A 19755-nucleotide genomic window follows, 5' to 3' on the forward strand; every position below is an offset into this window, starting at 1 on the left:
TTTTAAATTCGGGGGCAAAGATACAGCTAATAATATATGTATCACTATAAGGTATGTCACTTTTTTGGGTGAGAGGTAAAATACAAACGGCTGAGGGTCTCGCGTGATACACCTAAATACTAGGCTATCAAGCTCTTAGGTAGGCGTTGTAATAGTGAGCCCTTTCACTACCCAATATTCGTGGGTAACGATTTTGTCATCGTGTAGTAAGGCTGCAAAGATAATAATTTTCTATTCCCCAATTGACGATTTTATCAGTTGTAGCATTGCTGCATCTATTTTCTCTGCTGTGCTGAAGGTTTGCTTTATATGGTATTTTTCGCCCATAGCAGCAATTTTCTCGTAGCGTATCTTTACTGTTTTATTTTCCTCATAGATGAGGATTTTCAAAGGGAGTTCAATAGCAAAGCGAGGGTTTTCCTGCATTAGGGCAGTCCCTACTTTGGGGTTGCCTACTATAAGCACGGTGGCAGGTGGCATACTTTCGCCTACTGCCTCAGCCGCTTTGTGGTGTTCAATAGTAGCAAAAATGGTAATTCCTTTGCTGTTTAATATTTTCTGAAGGGCTGCTACAGTCTCTTCAAAAGCTAATGGACTCTCAAAGTCGGCATAAGGTTTTATCACATCTGTACAGCTAATAATAGGTTGTGCCGCTGCTAAGAACGGGAATAATAACAAGATAATTAAGTGTTTCATATAGTTTATTATAAATGTTTTTCAAAGAAAGTAAAGGTAAAATCATTCAGTTTGTGGTGAGTTTCCAGCTTTCCACTGCTGATACAGATGAGTTATTTTAACTATAATGTGCAAAAGTACATAATATTTTTTACTTAGCCTACTAATTTGTAGCTTTTGTATCAGCAACATTAGTAAGACATATTTTACCATCAGCGGCTTTTAATTTTAACTGGTGACAATTTGATACCGTTTCATTTTCCTCTTTTTTTGAGTAATCCCAAAAGGTATGCATTTTGAGTTCTTCAAATCTTATTTCACTAATTGTTCTATCTGTTTTTGCAGTGTTGCTCGCTCGTTAGCCGATTTAGAAAGAGCAATTGCTTTTTGGTAGTGAGCAATTGCTTTTTGGTTATTGATATCAGTATACAAATATCCTAATAACTCGTGGTAGTAACGATTGTTTTGCAATCCTAATTTTTCAGCCTCTACAATAGCTTTTTCTTTGCCGTACACCTTGCCATAAGCAAAAGTCCTGTTTAAGGCTATTACAGAAGAATATTCAATGATAATCAGTTGGTTATATAGGCGGAGAATATACTTCCACTTATTTTCATCAGTAGGGGTAGTATGCCAATAGGCAATACCAGCTTCTAAGTGATATTTAGAGATTTGAGAGTCTTCGCAGGCTTTTACTAAGTAATAGTTGCCTCTGTGTATAAGTTCTTTATCCCATTTGCTTTTATCTTGTTGTTCATAAAGAGTGTTTTCACCAGTGGTATTGATACGAGCTTCAAGTCTGGAACTTTGGAAGCACATCAGCGATAAAAGAGCATTCACTTGTGGTGTATCAGTTTGAGGGTACTCGGCAAGTAAGAGTGTAAGGCGCAAGGCTTCTTTGCAAAACTCCTTTCGTATGAATTGATTGTTAGTTTCTGAAAAATAGCCTTCATTGAAAAATAAGTACAAACAGCGCAGTACAGTTTCTAATCGGGCTTGTATATCGGCTGGGCTTACGGTTTTGATTTGAAAATGATGCTCTCTGAGTTTGCTTTTAGCTCTAAGAAGTCGTTTTTTTATAGTTTCGGTATGGGTGAGTAGGGCATTGGCAATCTCTTCTACTGTAAAACCACAGAGTATTTGCAAAGCCAAACTTATTTGAGACTCTACAGAAATAGAAGGGTCGCAGATATTGAAGAGCATTTCTAACTGACTGTCGTTTATTTCAGAAGTTTCAAAGGTAAGTTCTTCGCTTTTTTCAGTAGGTGTAAGTGCCTTTTTTACTTTATCTTCAAATATAGCTACGTGTTTTTCATAGTCTTTAGCTTTGTTTTTGGCGACGGTGTAAAGCCACGCAGTAGGGTTGGGAGGTAAGGGCTCTGTTTCCCACAATTCATAGGCTTTTAAGAAAGTATCACTCGCAATATCTTCAGCAATCTCCAAATGAGAAAAGCCAAAATGGCGACATAAGACTGCCACCATTTTAGCGTATTCTTTTCGAAACAAATCGGATAAAAGTTGTGAGTGAGGCATTTTAATCTCTTTTTAGCACTTCACGCACTTCAATACTGCCACCTACTTGTTCAAAAATAGGGTTGGCTTTAGCCATTTCCACTGCTTCATCAATGTTTTCAGCTTTTACTACCACATAGCCACTGATAAACTCTTTAATTTCGGTAAAAGGTCCATCGGTTACAACCTTATCGGCTTTGATAGTTTTGGCACTGCCAGCGATAGGCAAAAGGGTATTGCCTTTGTCGGCTAATTTGTTTTGTGAAGCAATACCTGCAAGCCAGTTCATACGTTCTTGCATTTGCTCGGGAGTAGGTTTGAAATCAGCGATGTTGTTCAAACGAAAAATTAATACAAAATCTTTCATACATTTTTAAATTTAATATTATACCCCTATAACGATTGAATTTCCTCTATGGGGACAAAGATAGTAAAAATTAATAAATAAAAAATTCCCCGTGCAGTTATTCACTACACGGGGAGTTTTACTTTTAAAAAGTTAGCATAAAAATATCTAACCAATACCAAACTTATCCCTAAAGCTACCGTAGTAACCAAAATATTGTTCTCCAATAGGGAGTTCTATTTCTTTAATTATTCGATATCGATTCCCTATTGAGATTTGTTGTGAGAGCTTCGGTCATAAAATCAAAAAAAGGACGCATAGCTAATAATCCTTGAATTGCTTTTTCAGCAAAGTTATTTGATGTAGCCTCTTCTAAGGAATAATCGTGCTTGAGAAGGAATTGCTTTTTACGCAGATAGTCTATCATTGGATCATCTTTCTCAAAACCTTTAGGGACTGTTTTGAGTTCTTCTCCCCATAATTGTCCGCCAAATTCTTTTTGTATACCCTCATTCTTCATTACCTCCCTAAATTTCTCAGCGTTAAATGATATCTCCTTACGGATACGTAATAATTCATCTTTATTGGGTTCAAAAAAACCTCCTCCTATAAAAGTCTCTTGCGGACTGATACATACATAGTATCCACCGAGATAGTAGGGTTCTTTGCGCTGTATATAGCACCCAAAGTGCGTTTTGTAAGGTGTTTTGTCATTAGAAAAACGCAAATCACGATGAATGCGATATATTTTTAGTGAAGACAAAGTGTCATACTCAGTAAGTATAGAATAAATATGCTTAAAAAGTGTAGTGGCTTCCAATTTAGCCGATTCGTATTGAGCTTTATGAGCATCAAACCATTCTTTATTGTTGTTTTCTGCAAGTTCTGTAAGGAAATCAAACATATATTATTGAAAATTAGTCGTTTTTATTCTTTTTCTTAGAACTTTTTGCTTTGCTGTTGAACTCTAAACAGAGTTGTAACCAAAAATCAAAGTCTTTTTTTTGGTTGTACCCCGTAGGGTCTACATAGCAATAGCCAGAAAGCTCTTTGCCTCTCATTACCACTGGCGAGAAGCCCTGCCTTTCGGCAATTTCTTCTGTCTGCTCAGGGTCAAACCTACACATTAAGGTATCCTCTCCTATATTGATGCACATCTTGTCATTCACCAAGAAAGCCAAACCGCCAAACATCGCCTTTTCTTCAACCGTGATGTGAGGAATTTCAGCTAAATATTCACGAACTCTATTCGCAAGTGTTATACTATAAGCCATATTATATTAATTTTTTGAGCTAAAATAGTTTAAAGCTAATACAGTTCCCAAATGTCTCGATTCGTGCATATTGTTTACATACATTGCATCTTCTATAGTGTCTATACAAAATAAACCCACCTTAACCGTCGGAAACTCATTGAATAGCCTTGTTTGATAATCTTCTTGTAATTGATTTACTGTACTAAGTAACAATTCCTTTACTTGGTAGATTTCTTCCTTTGAAGGTGCAATCTTTTGAGGAAAGGTGCCACGATTGTATTTCTCTAAAAAATCATTGCTGATTAGCAGTTTATTTCCACTGAGTTGATAACATAAGAATTGCTGTACAGCAATACAATGTGCTATATTCCAAAAGATATTATTAGAAAAACCTATTGGGATATAGCCTAATTGTTCAGGAGTGAGATTATCTAAGTAAGTCAATAGGTTTTTGCGAATGGATAAAAGAAAATCAAAGTGTTTTGTTTTTGTCATTTTTAAATACTTTTTAAAATTCGGGGGCAAAAATATGACTAATACACAAAAAAAATCTTGCCTTATGACAAGATTTTTAAGTTTTCAATGATGAATGTTTATCCCCAGAAATCATCTTCGGCTGTTGGGTTGTCCAAAAATAACCAAACGCCTGTTATATGGCGTTTTTATTCATCGTTGAGTTCTTTTTGTATTTTCTTTGGAAGAGCTAATACAACTAAATCATACGAATCTTTTATCCATTCTTGAAACTGTTTGTCAGTAATTTTCCCTTTGGTTTTTACACTGTTCCAATGTTTCTTATTCATATAATATCCTTCAATTACTTCGTTATATTGTTCTCGTAACTGAATAGCTTTATCAGGATCACATTTTAAATTAACAAACTCATAAGTATTTATGTCGGTGGCACAAAACATTTTCCCTTTTACGGAAAACACAAGCGTTTTATCGTCAAAAGGCATAGATTCTTCTGCGCCTTTTAATGATAAACAAAAATTTCTCAATTCTTCAATATTCATTATTGTTCAGCTTTTTCGGCAAATCCGAGAATGTATCCATTAATGTCTTTTAGGTAAAACTCCTTCATTCCGTACCAAGTTGTTTTTAATTCGGTTATTTCTAACTTTTTCGCTTTCATTTGTTGATGAAATTCGTCTATTCCCTCAATATCCATATAAAAAGAAACGGAAGCTCCGATTGGCAAACCTGTTGCAAAAACAACATCTTCCTTAAATGTATCGGTACGTTGAAAGAAAATTTCAACATTATCTTTTTGCATCATAGCATAAACATACTCTTTACCTTCGGTAAAACTTTGTTCAATTCCGTCTTGAGTTGCAGGAACAGTCATAATCAATTTGAACCCGAAGTTTTTTTCATAATAAGCAACCGATTTTTTCACATCCGTTACTTCAAAATTTGGGGTAAGTTTTGTAATCTTCATAATAAATCTTTTAAATTTAAAATGCAAAATTACTCGTTGCGCTTGGTTGCTAATTGTAAAAATCGGACATTCTCGTTTTTTGACAACTCTCTCGGTGTTTTTTCCGTATATTTTTTTATTTCTTTAATGAAATGAGCTTGGTCAAAATAGTTTTCACTTGGATAAAGAATTCCTTTCGAGATGTCTTTATATGAAGCATTACAGCGAACAATGTTTAAAAATAGCTTCAATGAAAACCCAAACATCTGATTAAAATACCGATTTATCTGTCGGCTGCTCCAAAACACACTTTTTGAAAGTTCTTCAACAGATAAATTTTGCCTTTGGTAAACTAATTCAAAAAGTTTGAGTTTTCTGTTGTCTATTTCCTTAAAATGTTTGATTGAATTTTCCAAATAATTCGAGATTTCTGAAACAAATATTTCAAAGTCATTGGTTTGATAACTTGATATGTTCCAGAATGTATCGTGTAAAATTATGTTTGTGTTCAGAATAGATTTTATTTCTCGCTGAAATATATATTCAGCTGCCAAAAGTTTGAACCGAATGCCAAAAAGTTTAGTTGATTTCGGTATCACTACATTAATAGGCATTATCCAAACCCCAGTTAGTTTTATTTGTTTAAATGAATTGTTTTCAAATCCTACAATAAGGTCGAAGTATCCATCTGGAATAATCGTATGTTCAAATTCTGTACTAAAGGTTTCATATTCCCAAAAACTTTGAATAAAGTTCGTCAAGAACCCAATGGGTTTTATTTCTCTGTATTTCATTTTTTATAATTCAATCAGGGTACAAAATTAGCGGAAAGCCTCTACTGGTAATTTTTAAAACAACAAGATTTTCTCAACAAACCTCCTTTCGTATTCTGCTTAGCGAAGTATCTGTGATGCCTAAATAAGTGGCTATATGTTTTAAGGGAGCGTGCTTTATAGCACTGGGTTTTTCCTTAATAAACTGCATATAGCGCTCTTTGGCAGGGAGTGTAATCATTTCAAGAGAACGTTTTTTTGCCTCAAACAATTTCTCTGTCATAAAGAGTCGCCCCCATTCCGAATATCCTTTCAAACTGTGATAAAGTTTTTGAAAATCCTCATAATCTATATGCCAGCCCTCACAATTAGTAAGGGCTTGGATATTTTCGGCAGAAGGTAAATGCTTAAAAAGAGAAAGTTCTTGCACGATAATTTCACCTTCACAAAAGAAGTCGGTAGTGATATCATTCCCTTCATAGTCATATACAAAGGCGCGAGCAACTCCTGTCTGCAAGATAAGATAACCACGAGCTATTTCGTCCTTGTGCAAGATAAAATCACCTTTGCCAAAAGCAATAGGTTGATGGGCTTTTTGTATTTCTTGTAGTTCTTGCGCCCCTATCAGAGGGTGTTTGTAGATATTTTGAAATAAGTTATGCGTCATTGTTATTCTTTGATATTTGCATTTGTTGAGTCTGCTAGGTATTACTTATGGAGCTTTCTTCATCTAAGGCTAATAATAGTGTAAAACATCTACCAAATCGGCAAATTGGCAAATCGGCAAATTACCTAATTTGCTAATCGGCATATCACTTTCTTGTCGCCAAACTTCTCAGCGAGCCATTGTTGCAATCGCGCGGCATCTATTTCTTTAGTCACTTCTTTGCCCTTTATAGTATCTTTTTTCAGGGTGTAGAGCAGTACAGTAGCCGTTTGTAGAGAATCTTTATTAGACAAGTGGTTCAGCTTGCCAAAATAAAAATCGTCTATGCTTGGGAATAATACCTGCATTTCTTTAGTAAAAGTAGCATCAGTAGGCTTGTATTTTTCCAGCTCGTCAGTTAGGTTCTTTATCATCACATCTTTACTAGAGAGCGACGACTTGTTTTTGTTGATTTCTGATAGTATTTCTTTATCAATTTCCGATTCTTTTTGTCGTACAATAAGCTCAGTATTGAGTAGATTGAAGTTTTTAAGGTTGCTTTGCAGCATTTTTAACTCTTCATCGCTAAATTTCTTATCCAAAAACGCTAATTCAATGCTTTTAGGGTTCGTATTGTAGCGTATTTTCTTATAAATGATAGTATAACCACTGTTTTCAAACTCTGCAGTGATATAGTGTGCCACATTCTCGTGGAATTTCTTCTCTTCTAAAAGACTATAAGCTAAATAGAGGCTGGGAGTGACGATGAGGATTACTAGTGTAGTGATAACCACGCGCAAACGCTTGTTAAGTGCCTCATTACCCGTATTTTTAGGAGTGTATTTCAGGTATTTGATAATGAGGAAAGTAGCAATCCCTATAAAGAAACAGTTAATGCTGTATAGGTAAAAAGCACCTAAAAAGTAACTAATATTGCCGGTGGCCAAGCCAAAACCAGCTGTACAGAGCGGAGGCATCAAAGCAGTAGCGATGGCCACCCCTGGTATAGGGTTCCCTTTGTCTTCTCGGGTTAGGGAGATAGCACCTACCAACCCACCCACAAAAGCGATGAACACATCGTAAATAGTAGGCGAGGTACGGGCTAAAAGCTCTGATTGCACATCCTTAAACGGACTGATATAGAAGTAGATAAACGATACTATAAGGCTCACTACCGTAGCGATAAGCAAACTGCGTCCTGTTTTTTTCAATAAGTCAAAATCATAGGTAGCTAATGCAAAGCCTGCCCCCACAATAGGCCCCATAAGAGGTGAAATAAGCATCGCCCCGATAATGACTGCCGTAGAATTGACGTTTAGTCCGATAGATGCAATAAGGATAGCACAAGCTAAAATCCATAGGTTAGCCCCTCTGAAAGAGATATTGCTGAGGATATCCTCAATTACTTTTTCTTTTTTCTCTTCGCCTTGGTATAGATTAAGTAGGTTTTTTAAGAAACTCATAGTGTTAAATAAGTGTTTAGATGTTAGTACTTAAGTAATGTTTTATCTGAACTGCAAAGATAATAATAATTTACTAATTGAGTATAAGCCGCACAAGCAAATCGTCAAATTAAAATGAAATATTAAGCGCCACTTCCATAGTGTTGTAGTCCTTTCGTACGGGCACAATAGGGTCGGTGTCGTAGATAAGGCGATAGGTGCCCACGATGCCTACGGTAGGAGTGATGTTGTAAGTAAGGTCTGCCGCACCTCCATAGCGAGGTTTGTTAAAAGTGCTATCGGGACGGGTTTGATATATACCGGTAGTAGTAAGCGTCCATTTTTCAGTCAGTTGGAGTTTATAGCTAAGCGATAAATGTGTTTTGATACTCCTGCTATAGGCGTGCTCGGGTGTATTGGCATCGGGGGCAGGGTGTTGCCATTTTTCGTATTCGAAGAACAAGCCCACAGCGGCAAACATCAGCGAACATTTGGTGTTAATCAGCCGATAGCGCGACTGCAACCCCGCAGAAATCTTGTGGTTCATACCTCTACTCTCAGCCCATTGCGATTCGGCATAAGGGTACACCTCAAAAGCGTGGTCTAACAAATAGCGGTATTCTAAATGCAAATATCCTCCGCTCACGATAAGCATTTTGCCATAAGTAGAGAACTCGAACTTATTGATGAGGTTGATAACCCTATTGCGATTGAGCAGCAGGTTGAGGTTGGCGGTATTTTTCAGGGTGAAGACATCAGCTTTTTCGGTTTTAAAATCTAAGATAGGCATTAGGTTACCTTGCAGGGTCTTCGTGCTGTCTATTGTCATTGTAAGGTTTTCCGAGAAGAGCATCTGCGAATAAGCTGCTACCGAAAAGAGCAATGCGCCCCATAAAAGAAGTAGGTGTTTCATAGTGATTCTTAAGTTTTTTCTTTTTCGGGGCAAAGATAGTAATAAATTGTTAATCTGTCCATTTCTCAATTTCAAGATAATCTCTCGCTTTTGTATCAGCAATATCAGTAAGCCGCATTTTACTATCAGCAGCTTCTAATTTCAACTGGTGATAATTTGACACCATTTCATTTCCTTCTTTTTTCATTTCAGACGATGATTTGTTTTTCAAACCACAAATATAAGCATAATTTACTAATTAGAAAAATTTTCTCCCTATAGTACAATACAGAAAGGATACAGCAAGAGCGAACGATGAGCGAATGATGAGCGAATGATAAGCGAAGGAAAGTCAGCGAGCTGGCGCAGCTGAGTATGTGACGAACGATGAGCGAAGTTTATCCGTATCTTCACAATTGTTAATTTAAGAAATATCCGTACATTTGCCACAAAAAAGATACGATGAAGATACTATCTGTTTCCCTTTACAATATAGCTTCTATCGAAGGACCTTTTACGCTTGATTTGGAAGCTGAACCGCTGAAGTCTGTGGGCTTATTTGCTATCACAGGGGCTACAGGGGCTGGCAAATCGACTATCTTAGATGCTATTTGTCTTGCGTTATACAACGAAACGCCCCGTCTTGCTGCTACTAAAAGCACCCTGAGCATCAACGATGGTACCGGCGAAGTGCAGGTTAATAACGTTAGAAACCTCCTCCGCAAAGGGGCTACTAATGGCTATGCCAAGGTGGTTTTTCAGGCGGCTGATGCTAAGCATTATGAGGCCGAGTGGCAGGTGCGTAGGGCAAGGGGTAAGCAGCAAGGAAATCTTCAACAGGAAACAATACAGCTTACTAATCTGACTGATAATGAGGTGTTTGCTGAGAATAGAAAAACCCTTGTTTTAGAGAAGATAAGGGAGCTGATAGGTCTTTCGTTTGACGAGTTTACCAAGTCGGTTATTTTAGCACAAGGCGATTTTACTTCCTTTCTGAAAGCTAATGACGATAAGCGTTCGGATATATTAGAAAAGCTAACAGGTACCGAGATATACAGTCAGATTTCTATGAAGGTATACGAACTTAGCAAGCAGCACCGCACTGAGCTTGAGCTTTTAGAGCGACAGCTGGCACAGCTTAGTTTTTTATCGTCTGCCGACCGAGAGGCGATAGAAAAGCAATTGGCTGCTGATAGCCAACAACTTAAGGCGCTTCAGGAGGAACTCGATACACTAAAAGCACAACAGCAGTGGTACGCTGATTATCATTCGCTTTCAGATGGGTATCAGCAGGCTATGGCTGAGAGAGAAAAGGCCATAGGGGAGAGGAACGCACAAGCTGATCGTTTCTCTCAACTATCTATTATTGAGCAGCTTCAGGCGGTAAAAGCAGATATTCTGCTGCAACAGCGGGAGGAAGCACAACTACAGCTTGCCGTGCAGCAATTGCAAGCCGCTCAGAGCGAACAGCAACGCTTGGCTACAGACAAAGCAGCAGCAGAGGTTGAGAAATCTACAGCAGCCAAAGAACTCACGGCTGCTCAGTCGGTGTATGAGACTGCTAAGCCAGCTATCGACAAGGCAAAGGCGTTGGAGGTGCGTTTGGCTGAAGCACAACGACTGCTAACCGAGAGACAAGCGCAACAGCAAGTCCAGATGCAACAGTTGCAGGATAAACAAAAAGAGCTTTTGGCTAAGGGGCAAAGTATAACAAAAGGCGAGCAGTACAAGCAAGAACGACAAGCGTGGCTAAATGAAAATGCGGCTTATAAGTTGCTCAGAGACAACTATCAATGGTTGCAGGCATTGGCTGTAGAAAAGGAACAACTCTCGAGGCTTATGGCTGAAAATGCTAATAAAACAGCTGCTTTAGAGGTTCAATATGAGGCACTTCCGCTCAAAGAAGCGACTTTTACCCTTGAAGAGTTATTGCAACAGCAAAAAGACTACCGAAACCAGCTGCAAGTCTATCAGGCGGATAGGCTTTTGGCACAGCATATTCAGACCTATACTACTCAGAAAGAGGCTTCGGAAGCGCTTATTGCTGAGGGAGAACAACAGGTAGCAGTATCAGTGGCTGCCCTTACTGATTTGCAAAAACAGCTTTCTGACGCGCAAATTGAGTGTAAAACGGCGGAGCGTATATATGAGCGTACTCGTGAGGAGAACTCGCAAAATATAGGCTTATTGCGTGAGAGGTTGGTAGAGGGAGAGGCGTGTCCGCTCTGTGGGTCGCTACACCACCCTAGTGCACATAAAGCTATTTCTGAGCAGCTGGTCGATACGGTGAAACAAGAATGGGAGGCAGTGCAGCAGCATTTGGCTAGCCTCTCTAAGTCGATAGCGCAGAAAGAGGCAACGCAGCAAGCTACCCTTGAGCGCATAGCCGAGGCGCAGGAGCAACAGACGCATTATCATCAGCTTGTAACCGAAGCACAAAGTCAGTTGCAGCAGTCGGCTTTTTATAGCACTTATCCTGCGGAAGGGTTACAGGCGTACCTTGAGCAGTGTTGTAATGATACACAAGAGCATTTGGCGGAAAGTGAAACGCTTTTTGAGCAGCTTAATCGCCTAAAGGATTTTACTACACAAAAAGAAAATCTTGCAGCACAGAGAGAGGAGTATCAGAAACAAGAACAAGGACAACTGAAGCAGCTCGGTACTTTGCAGCTTTCGGAAGCTATGCTACGGCTCTGGAAAGAGGATACTGCCGCTTTTTCAGCAAAAGTAACAAAGGCTAAAACGGAGTACACTCAGCAAGAAGCGCACTTACAAAAGGCAGTTGAACGGCTGCAATTGCTTTATCAAGAACAATCGTCTCTCGCTACTGAAGTGGCTGCTTTAGAGAGCCAACTTACGCAACTACAGACTACCCTACAGACGGATACAACACAATATGAAGCACTTAAGGCTGAACGTCAATCTCTATTAGAGGGGGAAGAGGCTGCTAAGGTAGAAGCGACCTTGCAAGGGATACTTGCTGCGGCTAAAGCGCGTTACGAAGCAGCGCAAGACCTCTACAACTCCCTTTTGCTAAAAGTAACGGCTAATGATAAGACGGTAGAGTCACTCGCAGAACGGCAACAGCATAGTAGAGAGCGCATTGCTGAAGCTACCGAAAAGGTAGAGAGTTGGATAGCGACCTACTACCCTGAGCAGCAGGCGTACCTCCACGCACATAAGATAGAATGGGCTAATCGCAGCCACGAGTGGTTGCAGTCTGAGCGGGCAGCCCAGCAGTCGCTTGAAGAGCGTATAGCCAAATACGACACGCTTTCTAAAGAAAAACAACAGCAATTAGAGGCACTAAAGGATAAACGTCCGCTATCTCTTTCTGAAGAGGAAACTATAAAGATACGTGAGGAAAAGATGGCGGCAGAAGAACCGCTACAGCAGCAGGTGATAGCACAAAAATCGCGCTTGCTCACCGATGAGCAGCAACATCATATAGCTGCTGATTTACAGCGAAAAGAGAAGGAGAAACGAGAAGTAGTTACCCAATGGGATAAACTCAACAGCCTGATAGGCAGTCATTCAGGGGGACTCTTTAGGCGGTATGCACAAGAGTACACCCTCGATGTACTGCTGCAGTACGCCAATGTGCAGATGAAGTACCTTAATAGGCGCTATACTTTATCGCGCATACCTAACTCGTTGAGTTTGCAGGTGCTCGATAATGATATGGCAGCAGAGGTACGCTCGGTGTATTCGCTTTCAGGGGGGGAATCGTTTTTGGTGTCGTTAGCTTTGGCTTTAGCGCTTTCGTCTTTGTCGTCTACCAAGATGAATGTCGAGACTTTGTTTATAGATGAAGGTTTTGGCTCTTTAGATGCCGATACGTTGTCGGTAGCTTTAGATGCTTTAGAGAGTCTTCAGAATCAAGGGAAGAAAGTAGGGGTTATCTCGCACGTACAAGAGATGGTAGAGCGCATAGCCGTAAAGGTAGTAGTTGAGAAGGAGGGCAACGGGCGAAGTAATATAGTCGTTAGGAGTTAGCCTTTAGTCGTTAGGTAGGAATACTACTTCGAATATTTTACTCCAGTTCTTACCTGTAATGAAGAATGTATGTCGTATAGGGTGATAAGCGATGCCGTTTAGTACGTCTACATCAGGGGTTTTCTCTACTTTGTCTTTAAGTCCGCGTACATCCACTACGCCTTCTATGGCTCCATTTTCAGGGTTTATAATCATAATGCCGTCCTTTAGGAAAGTATTGGCATAAATCTTCCCATTAGCGAACTCTAATTCATTAGCATATGTATACAGCGACTTGTCTGTACAGAGTTGCAAACTATCTATTTCAGCAAAAGTCTCTGGGTGCAGTAACCATATCTTCTCGGTACCATCACTCTTGTAGAGCTTGTCGGTGCCGTTGTGGCAAAGCCCCCAGCCCTCTTTGCTCTTTCCGTAAGCAAAGGTCTTTAATACTTTTAGCTGTTGGTCATATACAAACCCGATATTCTCGCGCCACGTTAGTTGCAATATCTTCCCTCTGAAAACCGTAGACCCTTCGCCGAAATAAATAGGCTGTAGGGGTACATTCTGGTATATCTCTCCTGTAAAAGGATTCCATTTTCGTATAGAAGATTGTTTGTATTGTCCTGTGCTTTCTACCAAAGTATCGCCTATAAACTCTAATCCTTGAGTGTAGGCTTCTTTGTTGTGCGGGTATTCATTTAGTATTCTATAACTAAGGAGCTTAGGGGCGTGCTGGGCGAGTATTAAAAGAGGCTTTTTTACGGTGTATTGCTTGCCGTCATTAGTCTGTACGCTTACACTTAGGAACTGTTTGCCTAAGAGTAGGTTTTCTAATACTATCTTATCACCTAAAGTAGTTACAGGCTGTTGGTGTATCTGGTACGAAGTCTGCTGTACACTGCCCTCAAAACGCGGGTGACGAATGCTTATCTGTAGGGTGTCGCCTAAGTGGTATTCTTTCTTTTTAGGCGAAATATCTATACTGAAAGCGTCTTGTGGAGTAGTAGTAGCGTTGTGCTTGCAAGAGGAAAGTCCTAATAGAAGGGCGGCAAGCAGTAAAAGTTGGCGTGTAGGTGTCATCATATTCATCTCTTTTCTTGAAATATGTAAGTAATAGTTCCTATTTGTTCTTTCTTATTGGGAGCTGCGTCAAACTTAGCTTGAACGGCGTAGCGCAATGAGTTTTCTATTAAGCAATCATCGGTGGTAGTAGAGGATTTTTTATCAATAGCAGTCTTAGTTACTCGTCCAGCCTCGTTTACCGTGATGATGACCACCACTTGTCCGTCTTGCTCGCAGGTAAATACAGGATTAGGTATAGTGCCGTTTCTACCTGCAAGGGCGTATTTCACTAAGGTATGTTTGTTAGCTTTATCGGTTACAGCCAAAGAAGAATTAGGCTGTTGCGATGGCTGTGGTACTACTGCCAAGTCGGTAGGGGTATTGCCTGTTACTAAAGCCTCTTTGACGCTTGCCATCTCTTGAGCGGTGCGTTCTGCCATTATCTCATCTAATGTTTTGATGTCAGCACTATGCTTTAGTTGTGGGTCGGCTTGGTTGTAGGCGTTGGTAGTGAGAGCACTTTTAGCTGTAGCGGCTTCGTCAGTGGTCGTAGGAAGAGGTGCATCGGGTAGGAGAGGAGCGATAACCTCTTCAGGAGCAGTTGTTACCTCTATCATTATTTCTTTAGGCTGCCCATTGAGTTGTAGAGCCAATAGGGTAATGACTGTAACAAAGAGCACGAGCAAGGTAAGCGAGATAGCCTTATCGGTAGGGGTAAACATACGAGCAAAAGCCCTAAACTCTCTACTGATAGCACTGCTTTTTTTCTTTTCGTTTCTTCCCAAAATAGCTCTTACATCTATGGCTTTTTTGGTAGGCTTGGTGTGTTGTCTGCGATGTTCTCCGTATACATCATTCACCGATTTTTGCAAGGGAAATTGCTCGATGATAGTAGTTAGGATAATCGGTTTTCTAAGGTCGGGTATATGGGTTGCTACAAAATCATCGGGGGTAAGAGCTTCTGCTACAGTATAGTTGCCTATTTGGGTGCGTCTGAGAGCTGACAGATAACCCGCTGATTGCAGCGCTTTGCCAAAATCATTAGCTAAAGAACGTATATAGGTACCCTTGCTGCATTGTACTTCAAAATGTAATAGAGGAAAATCAGTAGTGTCTATATCGAACTTGTAAATGAAAATTTGGCGTGAGGGTACTTCTATGGCTTCGCCCTCACGAGCGAACTCGTATAAACGCTTACCGTCTTTTTTGATAGCTGAAAACACGGGAGGCACTTGCACTTGTTCGCCTAAAAACTGTTGTCTTACTTGTTCTATGAGAGCAGGGGTGATATGGTCAGTAGGGTAGAGGGCATCTACTTCGGTTTCCATATCAAATGAAGGGGTAGAAGCCCCTAGAGTAATAGTGCCAGTATAGGTTTTAGGAGCGTCTTGTATTTCGGTTATTTTCTTAGTATATTTGCCAGTACATATTACCAATAAGCCAGAGGCAAGCGGGTCTAAAGTACCTGCGTGCCCTATTTTTATTTTCTTTAGTTTATAGTGCTTGAGTATTGCCCATTTTATTTTGTTTACTGCCTGAAATGATGACCATTGCAGGGGTTTATCTATGAGCAATATCTTACCTTCTGAAAATTCTTGTGCTGTAATCATATTGGCAAATTAGCTAATTTCCGTAGTATTTTTCACCTATGCGTATTTTCTCTCTTCCGTTTTCTACGCGCCATTTGTTAGCATCGCGCAAAGAGAAAGCACAACCACAGTACTCTTGTTGGTAGAACTTCTCGCTTTTGCAGATTTCCATATTGCAGGCAGAACCACCGTTTTTGCGCCAATTGTAGTCCCAATAGGTAAGACCCTCGTACTTGCTGGCTGCATTTTTGCCTGCTTCGTTCACTTGGTTGAGGTCTTTCCAACGCGAGATGCCTAACGAGGTAGCAATGGTATCAAAGCCATTTTCGTGAGCATATAGGGCGGTGCGCTCCATACGCATATCAAAGCACATTGCACAGCGGCTGCCGCGCTCAGGCTCAAACTCCATACCTTTAGCACGAGCATACCAATTATCGGTGTCGTATTCGGCATCTACAATAGGTACACCGCACTTTTCGGCAAAGCGGATATTCTCGTCTTTGCGTATTTCGTATTCCTTTTTAGGGTGAATGTTAGGGTTATAAAAGAAGATAGTAAAGTCTATCCCCGAACCCTGAATTGATAGTATAATGGAGCCCGAGCAAGGCGCACAGCAAGTGTGCAATAGCAGTTTTTTGCCATTGTTGGGCAATACCAGATTCTTGTGAACTAATTCCATAGTATTGAAGTCTTCTTTTTTATGAGGGGGCAAAAATACGAAGAAATCGCTAATATCAAACCACAGGAGGGTACATTTCTTTCAGAGCATTCACAAATACCTCTGTCCCTTTGCGCTTAAATCCCTCATTTTCATATAGTCGTATGGCGGCTTCATTAGTAGGGGCGGTGAATAAAAGAATCTCGCCCAAGCCTAATTCTCTCCCTTTGCTAATAAGGGTTTGTATCAGTTGGGTGCCTATTTTCTTACCACGTGCAAACTCGTCTACTACCACATCTTCTATCCAGCCCTTGTAGCCCGAAATCACTTTGTAGACAGCCATTGAGGCCATACCGTGCAGCCTGCCGTCTTCTATATAGCCAACTACATATGGAGCGGTATTTTCGTCTTCAAAGAGTTCAGAAAGTGCTCGTTGGTAGCGCCTGCTCAGCATCGAAAATAGGCGATGCGCATCTTGCTCTATTTCCTTAGTAATCATTTCTTTCGTTAGAAGTGTAATCATATCAATTAGTAATTTAGAAAGTTAGTAAATGTTTGTCATTAACTTCTTCATTTCTTCCTGCAATTCTTGGGCTTTTTCAGCTGCTACGATGGCAAAATCTTCTCCTTTAGAGGCGTAGATAATGCCGCGCGATGAGTTAATCAGCAGTCCGTATTGGTCATTTAGTCCATAGCGACATACTTCTTCTAAGCTGCCTCCTTGTGCGCCTACCCCTGGTACTAATAAAAAGTGGTTAGGCACTATCTGCCGTATTTCTTTCAGATATTCGGCTTTGGTAGCCCCTACTACATACATTAGTTGCTGACTGTTTTTCCAGTTAAGCGAGGTGCGCAACACTTTCTTATAAAGCGCTTCACCCTCTATCTCTTGGGTTTGAAAGTCGAAAGCCCCTTCATTAGAGGTTAGGGCGAGCAGTATGGTGCTTTTATTTTCAAAAGCCAAAAAGGGTTCAACCGAGTCGCGCCCCATATAAGGAGCGACAGTCACGCTGTCGAACTGCATATCTTCAAAGAAAGCTTTGGCATACATCGTAGCAGTATTGCCTATATCGCCGCGTTTGGCATCGGCTATGGTGAAAATTTCAGGGTGAAAAGTATTTAGATAGTCAATGGTTTTCTTTAATGAGCGCCACCCTTTTTCGCCGTGAGCCTCATAAAAAGCCACATTGGGCTTATAAGCTACCGCAAAAGGGTGTGTAGCCTCTATAATAGCCTTGTTGAAGGCAAAAAGAGGGTCTTCTTCGGCTAACAAATGGCGCGGTATTTTGGTAATATCAGTGTCCAACCCTACGCATAGTAGCGATTGTTTGGCTTTTATCTGTTCGATGAGTTGTTTCATAGTTTAATAATTATCTTCTTCTATACGGGCAACCTCGCGCTCGTAGAAATTAAAGGCTTCAGCTATTAGGTTTTCGCTTTCAGCTTCTAATTCTTTAGTATCTTCTTCTTCAAACTCTTCTAACCATTCTACCTCATCGGTATCTAAGTTTAGTACAAAACGTGGGTACTCAAGGTGTACCACAAACATGGCATCGGGCATATCAGTATTATCGCCCAATATAAATTTAGGAAAATTACTCATTGTTCTCTTTTTCTTTGATTAATGCTATAGCTTTAGCTACACCAGTTGATGCCTTTTCGGCTATAACTGTTAGCCTACCTTTGCTGCTGATAGAGGGGCGTGGGTCTATATAATAAATAGGTACGTTGTCTTCAGCACAATTCATTAGTCCAGCTGCCGGATATACTTGTAGCGAAGTGCCTATAACCAGCACTATATCAGCACTTTCTACCTCTTCAGCGGCTTTCACTATCAGGGGCACATCTTCGCCAAACCATACAATGTGAGGGCGTAGCTGGACACCTGTGGGGGTCAAATCGCCTACCTTTATGTCGCCAGTACAATCGTATATTTCGTTCGGGTCGTCAGCACTGCGCATTTTCAGAAGTTCGCCGTGTAGGTGAATGATATTTTTGCTACCGGCGCGCTCGTGTAGGTCGTCTACATTTTGGGTGATAACCACTACTTCATAGTCTTTTTGCAGTTCAGCTAATAGCAAGTGGGCAGCATTGGGCTGTACGCTTTTCAGCTGTTTGCGCAAACCATTGTAGAAGTTTAATACTAACTCAGGGTTCTTCTGAAAGCCGTAGGGAGTAGCCACCTGCTCTACATCGTGCCCTTCCCATAGTCCATCGGCATCGCGGAAAGTCTTCACCCCACTTTCAGCACTAATTCCTGCGCCAGTAAGTACTACTATTTTTTTCTTTTTCATATGGTCAGTCTATTTGGTTTTTGTCTTTCATCTCTGAAAAAAAAGAGCCTCTTTATCATCACAAAGAGGCTTTTTTTTTCGAGCAATTACTTGTTTACAGCGTCTGCCAATTCAGTTCCTGCTTTAAATTTCACAACTTTCTTAGCAGGTACTTTAATAACTTCTCCTGTACGTGGGTTTCTTGCATCTCTTGCTTCTTTCTCAGCTACTGACCAAGCACCAAAACCTACGATAGACACTTTGTCTCCATTAGTTAGAGCTTTTTCAACACTTGAGAAAAACGCTTCTACAGCCTTTTTGGCATCCACTTTTGATAATCCTGCCTCAGCAGCGATTGCATCAATTAATTCTGTTTTGTTCATAAGATAACTCTTTAAATAAAGTTAATTGGCACAAAGGTACTAATATATTTATTCATAGCAAATCTTTAGCCCTAAAAAAAACAAATTTGGCAAAAAATTAACATTTAATAGTGTTTTTTACCCCTTTTTCTTGGCTTATTGCAGCTTTTTTACTACTTTTGCACCCTCAAAAACAAGTAAAAGAGGTTCTTATAAAATTATGCTTACAAGACGACATATTAGGGCTAAAGTGATGCAGTCGGTTTATGCAATGCAGCAAAGCCAAAGTCAAGACTTAGACAAAGAAGTAAAGTACTTAGAAAATAGTGCTAATGAGATGTACGACCTATATCTTCTTCATCTATCGCTCCTCACCGAGCTACACGCCTATGCTATCAAACAAAGCGAGGTAGCTCAGAAAAAATATTTAGCGACTCCTGCCGATACTAAGCAGCACCAGCTAATCGCTAATAATGAGTTTCTTACCCTCATTAGCCAAAATGAATCACTGCAAAAAGCAATAGAAACTGCCCAAATGAATCTCTTTGATCTTCATTACGAATACGTCAATAACTTCTATAAGGCGATATTAGAAAGTGATTATTACAAAGAATATGCTGGCAAAGAAACTTCTTTTGCTACTGATAGAGACTTTGTGGTAACTATTTTCGAGGAAATTATAGCTCCTGACGATGATTTTTATGAGTTTATTGAAGACCATAACCTCACTTGGGTAGATGATTACCCTATTGTCAATACTTTTATTGTCAAATTATTTAAGAATTTGCGTCCTAACCCTCCTGAAAAATATTTTACGCCCACTCTTTATAATACTGACGACGAAAAACTATTTCTGTCAGACCTATTTAGA

The 19755-nt window shown here is 40.0% G+C and carries 24 protein-coding genes; 2 read left to right on the forward strand and 22 right to left on the reverse strand.

Going from position 1 to position 19755, the window contains the following annotated elements; translation table 11 throughout:
• Positions 1-231: 231 nt before the first annotated feature.
• The 14 genes from HMPREF9074_RS03605 to HMPREF9074_RS12050 form a co-directional block, all read right to left on the reverse strand.
• Positions 232-696, reverse strand: coding sequence for a DUF302 domain-containing protein (locus tag HMPREF9074_RS03605; protein WP_009391136.1), 465 nt, complete (start codon positions 694-696; stop codon positions 232-234).
• A 291-nt stretch (positions 697-987) separates the two neighbouring features.
• Entirely contained in the window at positions 988-2208 is a 1221-nt protein-coding gene (locus tag HMPREF9074_RS03610) for an RNA polymerase sigma factor (protein WP_009733813.1), read from the reverse strand.
• A gap of 1 nt (position 2209) precedes the next feature.
• Entirely contained in the window at positions 2210-2554 is a 345-nt protein-coding gene (locus HMPREF9074_RS03615; protein WP_002666814.1) for a YciI family protein, read from the reverse strand.
• 223 nt (positions 2555-2777) lie between these two features.
• Entirely contained in the window at positions 2778-3437 is a 660-nt protein-coding gene (locus HMPREF9074_RS03620) for a DUF2461 domain-containing protein (protein ID WP_009733814.1), read from the reverse strand.
• 13 nt (positions 3438-3450) lie between these two features.
• Positions 3451-3807 carry a TfoX/Sxy family protein gene (locus HMPREF9074_RS03625; protein WP_009733815.1) on the reverse strand — a complete coding sequence of 119 codons (357 nt, stop codon included), beginning with the start codon at positions 3805-3807 and terminating at the stop codon, positions 3451-3453.
• A gap of 6 nt (positions 3808-3813) precedes the next feature.
• Positions 3814-4284: a DinB family protein gene (locus HMPREF9074_RS03630; RefSeq protein WP_009733816.1), complete on the reverse strand. Its 471-nt coding sequence runs from the start codon at positions 4282-4284 to the stop codon at positions 3814-3816.
• Between the two features lie 167 nt (positions 4285-4451).
• A complete protein-coding gene (locus HMPREF9074_RS03635; protein ID WP_002679424.1) occupies positions 4452-4805 on the reverse strand; it encodes an MmcQ/YjbR family DNA-binding protein in 354 nt (117 codons plus the stop codon).
• On the reverse strand, positions 4805-5230 hold the full coding sequence (locus HMPREF9074_RS03640) for a VOC family protein (protein ID WP_002666885.1): 426 nt from the start codon (positions 5228-5230) through the stop codon (positions 4805-4807). The genes HMPREF9074_RS03635 and HMPREF9074_RS03640 overlap by 1 nt, the downstream gene beginning before the upstream one ends.
• 29 nt (positions 5231-5259) lie before the next feature.
• Positions 5260-6003 carry a helix-turn-helix domain-containing protein gene (locus tag HMPREF9074_RS03645; protein ID WP_009733817.1) on the reverse strand — a complete coding sequence of 248 codons (744 nt, stop codon included), beginning with the start codon at positions 6001-6003 and terminating at the stop codon, positions 5260-5262.
• Positions 6004-6076: 73 nt separating this feature from the next.
• Complete coding sequence (locus HMPREF9074_RS03650; RefSeq protein ID WP_009733818.1) at positions 6077-6649, reverse strand: Crp/Fnr family transcriptional regulator; 573 nt, start codon at positions 6647-6649, stop codon at positions 6077-6079.
• Between the two features lie 125 nt (positions 6650-6774).
• A complete protein-coding gene (locus tag HMPREF9074_RS03655; protein ID WP_009733819.1) occupies positions 6775-8091 on the reverse strand; it encodes a DUF389 domain-containing protein in 1317 nt (438 codons plus the stop codon).
• A 109-nt stretch (positions 8092-8200) separates the two neighbouring features.
• Positions 8201-8983, reverse strand: a complete 783-nt coding sequence (locus HMPREF9074_RS03660; protein WP_009733820.1) for a DUF481 domain-containing protein — start codon at positions 8981-8983, stop codon at positions 8201-8203.
• Between the two features lie 49 nt (positions 8984-9032).
• A complete protein-coding gene (locus HMPREF9074_RS12315) occupies positions 9033-9170 on the reverse strand; it encodes a hypothetical protein (RefSeq protein ID WP_009733821.1) in 138 nt (45 codons plus the stop codon).
• 68 nt (positions 9171-9238) lie between these two features.
• On the reverse strand, positions 9239-9376 hold the full coding sequence (locus tag HMPREF9074_RS12050) for a hypothetical protein (RefSeq protein WP_155846593.1): 138 nt from the start codon (positions 9374-9376) through the stop codon (positions 9239-9241).
• Between the two features lie 48 nt (positions 9377-9424).
• Here HMPREF9074_RS12050 and HMPREF9074_RS03665 point away from each other — a divergent pair, with 48 nt between their 5' ends.
• On the forward strand, positions 9425-12958 hold the full coding sequence (locus HMPREF9074_RS03665; protein ID WP_009733822.1) for an AAA family ATPase: 3534 nt from the start codon (positions 9425-9427) through the stop codon (positions 12956-12958).
• Positions 12959-12961: 3 nt separating this feature from the next.
• Here the strand turns inward: HMPREF9074_RS03665 and HMPREF9074_RS03670 are convergent, their stop codons facing one another.
• From HMPREF9074_RS03670 to HMPREF9074_RS03705, 8 genes are all read right to left on the reverse strand, one after another.
• The gene (locus HMPREF9074_RS03670; RefSeq protein WP_034539715.1) at positions 12962-14020 is read right to left on the reverse strand and encodes a glutaminyl-peptide cyclotransferase; all 1059 of its coding nucleotides are present in this window, start codon (positions 14018-14020) and stop codon (positions 12962-12964) included.
• Between the two features lie 5 nt (positions 14021-14025).
• A complete protein-coding gene (gene truB, locus HMPREF9074_RS03675; protein WP_009733824.1) occupies positions 14026-15612 on the reverse strand; it encodes a tRNA pseudouridine(55) synthase TruB in 1587 nt (528 codons plus the stop codon).
• A 13-nt stretch (positions 15613-15625) separates the two neighbouring features.
• Entirely contained in the window at positions 15626-16270 is a 645-nt protein-coding gene (locus HMPREF9074_RS03680) for an epoxyqueuosine reductase QueH (RefSeq protein WP_009733825.1), read from the reverse strand.
• Between the two features lie 55 nt (positions 16271-16325).
• A complete protein-coding gene (locus HMPREF9074_RS03685; RefSeq protein ID WP_009733826.1) occupies positions 16326-16772 on the reverse strand; it encodes a GNAT family N-acetyltransferase in 447 nt (148 codons plus the stop codon).
• A gap of 21 nt (positions 16773-16793) precedes the next feature.
• Positions 16794-17609 carry an orotidine-5'-phosphate decarboxylase gene (gene pyrF / locus HMPREF9074_RS03690; RefSeq protein ID WP_009733827.1) on the reverse strand — a complete coding sequence of 272 codons (816 nt, stop codon included), beginning with the start codon at positions 17607-17609 and terminating at the stop codon, positions 16794-16796.
• A gap of 3 nt (positions 17610-17612) precedes the next feature.
• Positions 17613-17852: a hypothetical protein gene (locus tag HMPREF9074_RS03695; RefSeq protein WP_009733828.1), complete on the reverse strand. Its 240-nt coding sequence runs from the start codon at positions 17850-17852 to the stop codon at positions 17613-17615.
• The gene (locus HMPREF9074_RS03700) at positions 17845-18543 is read right to left on the reverse strand and encodes an SIR2 family NAD-dependent protein deacylase (protein ID WP_009733829.1); all 699 of its coding nucleotides are present in this window, start codon (positions 18541-18543) and stop codon (positions 17845-17847) included. The genes HMPREF9074_RS03695 and HMPREF9074_RS03700 overlap by 8 nt, the downstream gene beginning before the upstream one ends.
• Before the next feature lie 86 nt (positions 18544-18629).
• Positions 18630-18905: an HU family DNA-binding protein gene (locus tag HMPREF9074_RS03705; RefSeq protein ID WP_009733830.1), complete on the reverse strand. Its 276-nt coding sequence runs from the start codon at positions 18903-18905 to the stop codon at positions 18630-18632.
• 199 nt (positions 18906-19104) lie between these two features.
• On the opposite strand from HMPREF9074_RS03705, the gene HMPREF9074_RS03710 reads away from it, so the two are divergent.
• Positions 19105-19755: hypothetical protein (locus tag HMPREF9074_RS03710; RefSeq protein WP_034539717.1), on the forward strand; the 651-nt coding region annotated here is incomplete at its 3' end.

The sequence above is a fragment of the Capnocytophaga sp. oral taxon 329 str. F0087 genome (assembly GCF_000213295.2).
Taxonomy (GTDB): domain Bacteria; phylum Bacteroidota; class Bacteroidia; order Flavobacteriales; family Flavobacteriaceae; genus Capnocytophaga; species Capnocytophaga leadbetteri_A.

Excerpts from the sequence above, each read along its gene's own strand:
- HMPREF9074_RS03605 (WP_009391136.1), bottom strand. The coding sequence starts at position 696 with ATGAAACACTTAATTATCTTGTTATTATTCCCGTTCTTAGCAGCGGCA.
- HMPREF9074_RS03610 (WP_009733813.1), bottom strand. The coding sequence starts at position 2,208 with ATGCCTCACTCACAACTTTTATCCGATTTGTTTCGAAAAGAATACGCT.
- HMPREF9074_RS03615 (WP_002666814.1), bottom strand. The coding sequence starts at position 2,554 with ATGAAAGATTTTGTATTAATTTTTCGTTTGAACAACATCGCTGATTTC.
- HMPREF9074_RS03620 (WP_009733814.1), bottom strand. The coding sequence starts at position 3,437 with ATGTTTGATTTCCTTACAGAACTTGCAGAAAACAACAATAAAGAATGG.
- HMPREF9074_RS03625 (WP_009733815.1), bottom strand. The coding sequence starts at position 3,807 with ATGGCTTATAGTATAACACTTGCGAATAGAGTTCGTGAATATTTAGCT.
- HMPREF9074_RS03630 (WP_009733816.1), bottom strand. The coding sequence starts at position 4,284 with ATGACAAAAACAAAACACTTTGATTTTCTTTTATCCATTCGCAAAAAC.
- HMPREF9074_RS03635 (WP_002679424.1), bottom strand. The coding sequence starts at position 4,805 with ATGAATATTGAAGAATTGAGAAATTTTTGTTTATCATTAAAAGGCGCA.
- HMPREF9074_RS03640 (WP_002666885.1), bottom strand. The coding sequence starts at position 5,230 with ATGAAGATTACAAAACTTACCCCAAATTTTGAAGTAACGGATGTGAAA.
- HMPREF9074_RS03645 (WP_009733817.1), bottom strand. The coding sequence starts at position 6,003 with ATGAAATACAGAGAAATAAAACCCATTGGGTTCTTGACGAACTTTATT.
- HMPREF9074_RS03650 (WP_009733818.1), bottom strand. The coding sequence starts at position 6,649 with ATGACGCATAACTTATTTCAAAATATCTACAAACACCCTCTGATAGGG.
- HMPREF9074_RS03655 (WP_009733819.1), bottom strand. The coding sequence starts at position 8,091 with ATGAGTTTCTTAAAAAACCTACTTAATCTATACCAAGGCGAAGAGAAA.
- HMPREF9074_RS03660 (WP_009733820.1), bottom strand. The coding sequence starts at position 8,983 with ATGAAACACCTACTTCTTTTATGGGGCGCATTGCTCTTTTCGGTAGCA.
- HMPREF9074_RS12315 (WP_009733821.1), bottom strand. The coding sequence starts at position 9,170 with ATGAAAAAAGAAGGAAATGAAATGGTGTCAAATTATCACCAGTTGAAA.
- HMPREF9074_RS03665 (WP_009733822.1), top strand. The coding sequence starts at position 9,425 with ATGAAGATACTATCTGTTTCCCTTTACAATATAGCTTCTATCGAAGGA.
- HMPREF9074_RS03670 (WP_034539715.1), bottom strand. The coding sequence starts at position 14,020 with ATGACACCTACACGCCAACTTTTACTGCTTGCCGCCCTTCTATTAGGA.
- truB (WP_009733824.1), bottom strand. The coding sequence starts at position 15,612 with ATGATTACAGCACAAGAATTTTCAGAAGGTAAGATATTGCTCATAGAT.
- HMPREF9074_RS03680 (WP_009733825.1), bottom strand. The coding sequence starts at position 16,270 with ATGGAATTAGTTCACAAGAATCTGGTATTGCCCAACAATGGCAAAAAA.
- HMPREF9074_RS03685 (WP_009733826.1), bottom strand. The coding sequence starts at position 16,772 with ATGATTACACTTCTAACGAAAGAAATGATTACTAAGGAAATAGAGCAA.
- pyrF (WP_009733827.1), bottom strand. The coding sequence starts at position 17,609 with ATGAAACAACTCATCGAACAGATAAAAGCCAAACAATCGCTACTATGC.
- HMPREF9074_RS03695 (WP_009733828.1), bottom strand. The coding sequence starts at position 17,852 with ATGAGTAATTTTCCTAAATTTATATTGGGCGATAATACTGATATGCCC.
- HMPREF9074_RS03700 (WP_009733829.1), bottom strand. The coding sequence starts at position 18,543 with ATGAAAAAGAAAAAAATAGTAGTACTTACTGGCGCAGGAATTAGTGCT.
- HMPREF9074_RS03705 (WP_009733830.1), bottom strand. The coding sequence starts at position 18,905 with ATGAACAAAACAGAATTAATTGATGCAATCGCTGCTGAGGCAGGATTA.